Annotated in this window: 9 protein-coding genes; 3 read left to right on the forward strand and 6 right to left on the reverse strand. The window is 73.4% G+C overall.

Features of this window, described 5'->3' with window-relative positions; genetic code table 11:
- On the forward strand, positions 1 to 653 hold a 653-nt coding region (locus E1283_RS26360), incomplete at its 5' end, for a nuclease-related domain-containing protein (protein WP_132820647.1).
- Positions 654 to 1077: 424 nt separating this feature from the next.
- On the forward strand, positions 1078 to 2091 hold the full coding sequence (locus E1283_RS26365) for a helix-turn-helix transcriptional regulator (protein ID WP_132820648.1): 1014 nt from the start codon (positions 1078 to 1080) through the stop codon (positions 2089 to 2091).
- Between the two features lie 32 nt (positions 2092 to 2123).
- On the opposite strand, the gene E1283_RS26370 is transcribed toward E1283_RS26365, so the two are convergent.
- The gene (locus E1283_RS26370; RefSeq protein ID WP_243745121.1) at positions 2124 to 2663 is read right to left on the reverse strand and encodes a Pycsar system effector family protein; all 540 of its coding nucleotides are present in this window, start codon (positions 2661 to 2663) and stop codon (positions 2124 to 2126) included.
- 99 nt (positions 2664 to 2762) lie between these two features.
- Positions 2763 to 3482, reverse strand: coding sequence for a Crp/Fnr family transcriptional regulator (locus E1283_RS26375; protein ID WP_132820649.1), 720 nt, complete (start codon positions 3480 to 3482; stop codon positions 2763 to 2765).
- Between the two features lie 127 nt (positions 3483 to 3609).
- Between E1283_RS26375 and E1283_RS26380 the strand changes: the two genes are divergently transcribed.
- Positions 3610 to 4278, forward strand: a complete 669-nt coding sequence (locus E1283_RS26380; RefSeq protein ID WP_132820655.1) for a Crp/Fnr family transcriptional regulator — start codon at positions 3610 to 3612, stop codon at positions 4276 to 4278.
- Between the two features lie 20 nt (positions 4279 to 4298).
- Here the strand turns inward: E1283_RS26380 and E1283_RS26385 are convergent, their stop codons facing one another.
- From E1283_RS26385 to E1283_RS26400, 4 genes are all read right to left on the reverse strand, one after another.
- A complete protein-coding gene (locus tag E1283_RS26385; RefSeq protein WP_132820650.1) occupies positions 4299 to 6083 on the reverse strand; it encodes a hypothetical protein in 1785 nt (594 codons plus the stop codon).
- Positions 6032 to 7132, reverse strand: coding sequence for a protein phosphatase 2C domain-containing protein (locus E1283_RS26390; RefSeq protein ID WP_132820651.1), 1101 nt, complete (start codon positions 7130 to 7132; stop codon positions 6032 to 6034). Before E1283_RS26390 ends, E1283_RS26385 begins: the two co-directional genes overlap by 52 nt.
- A gap of 4 nt (positions 7133 to 7136) precedes the next feature.
- Positions 7137 to 7814: a vWA domain-containing protein gene (locus E1283_RS26395; protein ID WP_132820652.1), complete on the reverse strand. Its 678-nt coding sequence runs from the start codon at positions 7812 to 7814 to the stop codon at positions 7137 to 7139.
- Positions 7815 to 7835: 21 nt separating this feature from the next.
- Positions 7836 to 8508: vWA domain-containing protein (locus E1283_RS26400; RefSeq protein WP_207930529.1), on the reverse strand; the 673-nt coding region annotated here is incomplete at its 5' end.

The raw sequence follows: 8508 nt of genomic DNA on the forward strand, positions 1-8508 counted from the left end.
TTGTGTATAAGAGACAGGCCCCCCGGCCGACCGGTCCGCCCCCCGTCGATCTCGCGGACAATCGCCCGGGCCAGGCGCTGAGAGCGAAGATCGACGACATCAGCCCGAGCTTCTGGCACCGGCTTCTCGCCCGCCTGCTCGGCCGCCGAACGGAGGCCGACAGTTGGCGCGCCGGACTCGTCGGCGAACGCAAGGCCGGCGACGAACTCGACCGGCTCACCGCCAGGGGCTGGCACGTGGTGCACTCCATACCCCTGCCACGGGACGTGGACATCGACCACCTGCTGATCGGCCCCGGCGGGGTCTACTCCGTCAACACCAAACGCCATCCCGGCGCCCGGATATGGGTCGGCGACCACGCGGCCCGGGTGCGCGGCCAGTCCTACCCCTATCCGGTCAAGAGCCGCCGCGAGGCGGCCCGCGCGGCCGCGGCCCTCACCAGGGCCTGCGGATTCCCGGTCGACGTACGGCCGGTGCTGCTCTTCGTCGACGCCGCCAACGTCACCGTCGTCCCGACCCTGAGCGACGTGACCGTCGTCCGCCACCACCGGGAGGTGGCGGCGTTCAAACGCCTCGACGGTGTCCTGACCGCCCCGGCCGCGGCCCGCGTCCACGCGGCGGCCCGTGATCCCCGAACCTGGGAGCGTGCCTGACCTCCGGGTTCCGCGCCGGCCTCGGCCGCCCCGAACGAGAACTCGCCGGCCGCCCGGTCGCGCCACGGCCGGTGCCACCCTGCCCGGCTTGGCGAACCCGACGGCAGAGGGGCCGCGAGCGGTGGCAGGATCGAGTCGAGTGCCGATCGCGAGGACCGTGCGTGCCCCGCGTGGGCCGGAAACGAGGAGGGACCCCGCTGCGCGAAGTCGCGCGGCGGGGCCCGCCCTTCCCCCCAGTGAACCGCCCTGAACGTCCCCCGTGAATCCAGGGCGGTGTCCCCTGACGCGCTTTCCCCAACTAGTCCGGGAAACCAGGGCGTCTGGTCGTTGGACATGTGCGACGCTACTCACTGAGTCACCGTTCGGCTACCCGCTGAGCGCGGCGCTCGGCCGGAAAACGCGGACATGTGGGGAGACGCCACCGATGGCACAGCTCAGCACCGGCCTCGGTGATCTGAGCAGGCTGCAGACCCTCGTGGACAGCAGCGATCTCGAGGAGACCCGGGAGATCATCAGCCACGCCTACAGCCCCTACCAACTCGACTGCCTCGGCGACCCACGGGAGTTCGCCGCCTGGTACGCCGAGGACGGCTTCCCCGGGGTCACCATCTCCGGCCTGCGCTACGGATCCGCGCACCTCGACGCGGAGACCCTGATCAAGCCGCAGGCGCTCGAGACGTACCTGCTGGTCTGCCAGGTCACCCACGGCCGGGTCATGGTGAGCCGCCCGGGGCGGGAGGAGCACGTCGTCGGGCCGGGCGAGACGTATGTGCTCGACCCGTACCGGCCGTTCCAGGTGCGCTGGTCGCCCGGCGCCCAGATGACGACCCTCCGGCTCGACCGCGACGTCGTGGAGCGGGCCGCCGCCGACGCGTTCGGCGTCGACGGGGCGGTGCGGGCCCGGTTCGCGCTCGGCGGGGCCGTCTCGCCCGACGCCGCCCGCACCTGGGGGACCATTTCCGGCGCCGTGCACCGCGAGGTGCTCGGCGAGGGCATCGCCCGCACCAACCCGCTCGTCGCGACACACCTCACGCAGACCTCCGCCGCGCTACTCGTCCAGACCCACCGGCTGATCACCCCGGTCCTCGATGCCGGCCACACCGGCCTCGTCGCCCACAGCGCGGTGCGGCGCGCGATGGCCCTCGTGGAGGAGCGGCCCGACGAGCCGCACACCCTCGCCGACCTGGCGTCGGCGGCCCGGGTGAGCCCCCGCGCCCTCCAGGAGGCGTTCCGCCAGCACCTCGACACCACCCCGCTCGGCTACCTCCGCGAGGTCCGGCTCCGCCGCGCCCACCAGGACCTGCTGACGGCCGGCGAGGACGGCTCGGCCACCGTCACCGACGTCGCCTACCGCTGGGGCTTCTCCAACCTGGGCAGGTTCGCCGCCTACTACCGCGACCGCTACGGGCACCCGCCGTCGAAGACCCTCAGCGGCTGAGCGCGGCCCGCGGTTTCCTGGCCGCCGACGGCTCAGTGGGCCGGCAGGACCGCGGCCAGGCAGATGCCGCCGAGGGCGAAGGCGGCGAGGGCGCCGCGGATGTAGCGGTGTTTGGCCGCGATGATGTCGCTGGTGTTGGTGAGGGCGATCGTGAGGCCGGCGAGCGGGTCGGCCTCGGTCTGGTGCAGGGCCTGCGGCAACTGCCCGCTGCGGGCGGCGCGGCGCACGTCGAGGAAGTAGGTGACCGGCTGGTCGCGTTTCCAGCCGCTGCGCCGGTAGCGGGGGAAGGTGGCCACCAGCAGGAACGCCAGGGCGACCGCCCAGCCGACGCAACCGGCCCACCACAGGAGGGCGGCCCAGGTCGCGGCGGGCACGTGGCTGCCACCGGCCATGATGCCGCCGCAGACGCCGACGGCGCCCACGAGGATCGACGCCTTGGCGTCGGCCCGGCCGATCTCCTCGCGCATCTCGGCCAGCAGGCGCTCACCGGCCACCAGGCCGGGCGCGGACGCCGGTCCATGCTCGTCGGGGTCCTGGGCGGCCGGCTCGGGTCGGGGGTCTCGTGTCTCCATGGGCCGTGTCACCTTCCGCTCCGGTGTGCGCGTGCTTCGAGCCTCTCGCGGTGGCGCGGACCGGCGAAAGGCCAGGCGTCACGCGGCGAGTGTGACGGATTACCCGACGGCGGCCATCCGGCGCAGCACCTCGGGCCGGAGCAGGACGAGCCTTCGGCGTTCCGTGCGCAGGACGTTCCGGCCGCGCAGCTCCGCGAGGGCCTTGGTCACGGACTCCCGGGAGGACGAGACGGTGGCGGCGATCTCGTCGTGGGTCAGCGGGACGCCGACGGTGATGCCGTCGGCTCCCTCCTCGCCGAAGGAATCGGCCAGCTGGAGCAGGAGTTTCGCCAGTCTGACCCGGACCTGGCCGGTGCCGTACTCCAGCCGGCGCTGGTCGCCGGCGCGCAGCCGGTCGCTCATCAGCGTGGTCAACTGGCGAGTGGCGTGCGGATGTTCGTCGAGGTAGGCGACGAACCGCTCGGCGGTCACCAGGACCAGGCCGGACGGCACGAGGGCGGTGACCGTGGCGGACCGCGGGGTCGCCTGGAGGGCGGAGCGTTCACCGATCAGATCCCCTGGCCCCCGCAGGGCGAGCAGCGCCTCGACGGCCTGCCGCGAGTGCGCCGTCACTTTGAGTCGGCCCGTGAGCACCAGGGCCACGTGGGTCGAGGGCTCGTGCTGTCGGATCACGGGCTCCCGCGCCGCGTATCGCGCCTCACCGCCGAGCGCCAGCAGGGTGGCCCGGTCCACGGGCCGGAGTCTGGTGAGGTAGGGCACCTCGTCGTCGAGCCGACCCGTCCCGGGGAGGCCGGGGGTGTTCGCCGCCGACTGGCTCATCCGCATGTTCCCGACACGTCACGCTCCTCTTTCGTCCTTCCCGACCCGCCGCCCCCCGTCATCAGCTGGTTACGATGAGCGGCGGAGTTAGGTCGTTCGGGCAGACGGGTAAGCGAGTGGCGTGCACATGACCTTCTGGTCGCTGTTGGGACGCCCGGCACGGCAGAGCCTGGCACGTGTCGGCGAGCGCGCGGTATTCGCGGGGGGCGCGACGCTTCTCAAGGAACACGACGTCACCGATCACCTGCTGGTGGTCGAACGCGGCTGCGTGAAGGTGACGGCGTCCACCAGCGAGGGCTACGAGGCGGTGCTGGCCCTGCGCGGGGCCGGTGACCTGCTCGGTGAACAGGCCGGAGCCGACGGCCGGCCGCGTTCGGCGTCCGTCGTCGCGCTCACCCACGTCCGCGCGTTGACGCTGCCGCTGCGGGCGTTCGAGAGTCTGGTGCGGGCCGACCCGTCCATCGGGCGGGCGGTGCGGCAGGTGCAGTCGGAGCGGCTGCGCCAGGCCGACCGGCGCGGGGTCGTGGCGGGGGGCGAGGACACCAGTCGGCGGCTGGCGGCGCTGCTGCTCGACCTCGGCCACCGGTACGGGCGGCCCGAGTCGGCGGGTGGGGTGGAGATCGTGTTGCCGCTCTCCCAGGACGACCTGGCCGGGCTCGTGCTCTCCTCCCGGCGTACCGTCAGCCGGATCCTGGAACAGTGGCGCGCCCAGGGGTGGCTGACGACGGGGCGGCTGCGGCTGGTGATCCACGAGCCGGACGCGCTCAAGCACGAGGCGGGCGACGGCCCGGCCTGATCGTTGCGCGGCGGGCTCCGTCACACGTCGTCCCACGCCAGGACCGTCAGGTCGTACTGCTCGGCGATGGGGTTCCACGCCTCGATGAAGGCCCGCTTCGCCGTAGTGGCCCGCTCGTTGGCCACTCCGGCGTCCTCCCAGTGGGGCGAGGCGGTCAGATCCTGGTCGCACCAGGTCTCGTCGGCGAGCAGCGCGTACGCCCGGTCGGCGTCGGCCGAGGCGTTCCACGCCTCGCGGAGGTCGCGTTCCAGTGTCTCGCCGTCGGGAAGTTCGTCGAGGGCGAGCATGTCGAGCGACTCGAGATGCGCCATGCGGTCCTCGGCGGCCGTGGTGAAGGTGTCCTCCGCCGCCGCCAACCGGTCAGGCGTGACGCCGGGGCATGTCAGCAGTTCCTGAACAGCCTCGGAGACGTCCCCACGGGTGCCGGAGTTGTACGTCAACAGGGCGTCCAGGTCCCTCGCCTGCGCCCGCGCGGTCGTGGGAGGCGTGTACTCGACCCCTTGCACCTCGTCCTCCGGGCCCGACAAGAAGGATTCCACCGCGTCGCCGACGCCGTTCCACACGGCGGAGAAAGTCTGGAGGACCAGGTAGAGCACCACGCAGATCACCGCCAGCACCCAGACGGCGCCTCCGCAGCTCGGATCCGAACTCCCGGCGGGACCGGGCCGCTGGGGGCGTGACGGCTTCCGGGCCCAGACCGGCGGCGGAGACGGCGGTGTGATCCACCCGGTGCCAGGAGCAGGAGCAGGAGCAGGAGCAGGAGCAGGAGTCGGGGTAGGAGTCGGGGCAGGTGGCGGCGAAGGGCGTGGACGTGGGGACGTCGCCGGCCGCGTCGCGCGCTGTCCCCCCGACGGTTTGGGGCTGGGCGAGGGCCGTCGGGGAGCCGAGGCCGGAGTGCGGCTGACCGCGTGACCCATCGCCTTCTCCCAGTCCTCGGCCGAGGGCCGCTCGTGCGGGGCGTTCCTCACCCCCCGCTCGGCCAGGTGCTGGATCAGCAGTTCGCTGTCGGTGTCCGTCATCATCAGCGTGTCGCTGCCACTCTGTTCGCCGCTGAACAGCCGCACCGCGAGCAGCGCGAGCTTGTACAGGTCGCCCTCGCGCGCCGCCTTGGGCTCCCCCGGCGGCACCTCCCAGTCGGGGGTCTCGACCGGGGGCACCACCGGGCTGCCGCGCAGCACCATCGAGTCGCAGTCGATGAGGAAGCAGGCGGGCTCGGGCGAGAGCGTGAACAGCACGTTGTTGGGGGACAGGTCGCCGCAGACGATGTCCATCCCGTGCAGGCGGGCCAGCGTCCTGGCGAGGTCGAGCAGCAGTTGGGCGCGTTGCCTCGGCGTGACGCGGATGCCGACCCGCGTCAGGTACGCGTCCGGGTTGAGCAGGTACTGCATGCCGGACGGCCGCTCGGACTCCCCGGGGATGTCGAGTGTGCGGACGAAGTCCTGGGGGATCTGCCGCATGAGGAAGCCCGTGACGCGGTCGCCGCTGCCCGCGTCCGTGACGAGCGCGACCGGCCAGGCCAGGTGTCCGGCCAGCCAGCGCCGGGTGCCGCTCGGCACCTGATGCGGGAGGGAGACCATCCGCTCCAGGGCGTCGGTGTCCGGGGTGATCGCCCGCGCGTACTCCTTGTACGCCGCCTGCCAACGCCCCTGGTTGAGGGTCCGGTCGGTCTCCCAGATGGTGCCCTGGCCGCCCGAGCCCAGCTTCCGCCCCTTGGCCAGGGTCGACAGCTCGATCCTGGCCGGCCCCGCGCGGCTCATCGAGGGGACGTGCCGGGAGACGGTGCGGGCGCCGTCGGACGCGGCCACACGGCGAGCAGGGTGCGGTCGTCGTCGAAGGTCTCCCGGGAGAAGTCCAGCAGGTAGGCGAAGTGCCCGGGCGACGGGAGCGGGCCGGCCAGGCCGACGGAGAGGAGGTGACCGACGAGGCCGTCGCCGGCGCCCAGCGGGTCGCCGATGCCGTCGGTGCCGACCAGCAGCACGCCGTCCGGCGGCAGGACGTCCCGGAACGGCTTCGCCTGCCGCGTCGGCACCCGCGGCAGCGCCCACTCGACGGCGGACGAGGCCAGGCCGTCGGTGGTCTCGCCCTTGCCCTCGACCAACGCGTCGAAGACACCGTCGCGGAACAGCCACACCGAGGAGTCACCGAACGGGAGGATCTCCAACGACAGCGGCTCGTCGGGGCCGGTCGCCGTGACCGTGCCCGCGATCAGGGTGGTGGCCAGCCGGAGCCGGGCCTCCTCGCCATGGGCCTCGGTGGGGGGCTCGCCGCGGGAGATCCGCCGCAACAACTGGTGGGAGGCGTTGCGCACCACCCGCATCCAGTCCACCCTGTGCCGGCCGTCGTCCAACTGCGCCAGCACGTCGGCGACCGCCGTCCGGCAGGCGAGGGCCGCGCCGATGTGGGAGTCGGGTGCCGCGGAGACCCCGTCGGCGACGGCGAAGACGAGGGTGCCGGTCGGCGGGTGGACGACGGCGACGGCGTCGTCCTGGCGGGGCACACCGCTGGCGCGGTGGGCGTCGCCGCGGACTGAGGCGAGGCGCACGGTGAGGCGGCTGGTCGACCAGCCGTCGAAGACGGTGTCGGGGCGGTACGGCTCGGGCGGCGGCGGCAGCGGCTCGACCTCCGCGCTGGCGCGGCCCAGCACCGGCCGCCGCGCGGGGTCGAGCGCCGCCCGCCTGGTACCGCCCGGCTCGGGTGGCGCCGACCCGGCGGGCTCCCGCGGTTCCCGCCGCGCGGGCGGCGCCGCGCTCACCCCACCGGGCTCCTCCTGGCGCCCCGACTCCTGGCGCCCCGACTCCTGGCGCCCCGACCCCCGCTCTCGCTCTTCCCGCAGGCTCTCCCAGTGTTGTGTCACGCCCTCACACCTCATCGATGGCGAGCGTGAAGCCCTCGGGTCGTTCGACGGCGACCTCGGCCTGACCCGAGTTCAGGGCGTTCGCCGACTGCACCATGCTCTTGGTCAGCGAGGTGAAGAACTTCTTGATGGAATCGCCGAGTTGCGAGCCGGGCACCGAGATCCACGCGTGGTCGGTGCGGGTGGCGACGGCGAGCATGGTCTCCGCCTCGGCGTCGCCGATCCCGAAGGCGAGGATGTTGGGCGCGGCGGGGGTCACGCTCCGGTCGGTGAGGGTGTGGTGGACACCCCGCCAGTCGTCCCCCGAGTTGGGCACCCCGTCGCTCATGAAGAACACCGCCGGGCGGTGCACCCGGTAGTTCTGCCGCTTGAGCGTGCTGACGTCCTCCGGGATCCGCCGCAGCAGCGCGGAGAACGCCGCCTCGTAGCTGGTGCCGCCGCCCGCGCTCAGCCGCGGCAACTCGGTCTCGGCACGCAGGTCGGCCAGGACCAGCCGTTCGGTGACCGCGTTGGCGAAGCCGAGCACGGAGAGGCGCACCTTGGCGGCGGCCATGGGCTCCGCCAGGAGACCGCGGTGGAGCGACTCCAGGCCGGCGTTGAGCTCGTCGAGGTGCGGATACATGGAGCCCGACTCGTCGGCGACGAGATACACGGGCAGCAACTGTCCCTGTGTTTCGGCCATCTGATGGTGCCTTCCTGCTTCCTAGGTGAGCGATTCGACGGGCATGAGGCCCTCGGGGCACAACAGCCGCAGTTCGCCCGCGCCTGCCTGAGCGCTCCGCGCCAGGCTCAGCACGGCCTGCTGCAACAGCACGGAGAACTGCACGGCCGAGGTGGCGGCGTCGTGGCCGGGGCGGGCGACGAAGCCCAGGCCCGGGCGGCTGGCCAGCCGGCCGACCACGGCCGGGTCGGTGCCGCCGATGCCGCAGGCGACCAGGTGCGGGTGGTACGGGTGCTCGGCCAGCCGCCGCCGGAGCGCGGGCCAGTGAGCGTCGTCCTCCGGCGTGCCGGCGGTGACGAGGAAGACGGTGGGGCGGGCCACCCGGCTCTCCCGCTTCAGCCGCTCCGTGTCGGCGGGCAGCAGTTCGAGCAGCCGCTCGAAGGCGGGAGCGAGCCGGGCGGCGGGTCCCGGCCTGGGCTCGGGGACGTTGGTCTCCCACGTGACGGGCGCCAACGGCAGCAGCAGATCGGCGGATTCGGCGTAGGTGAGCGCGGCCAGCCGCACCGCGCCCGCCACGTCCGGGGCCCGCACCAGCGTGGTCTGGAGCGACCGCAGCGCCCCGGTCAGCTCGCGTAGACAACGGGCGGCGGCGGGGGAGGCGTCGAGCACGACGTAGACAGGGGCGAGACGGGCAGGCCCCGCCGCCGGCCCGGCG

Source organism: Streptomyces hainanensis, assembly GCF_004348415.1.
GTDB lineage: Bacteria > Actinomycetota > Actinomycetes > Streptomycetales > Streptomycetaceae > Streptomyces > Streptomyces hainanensis.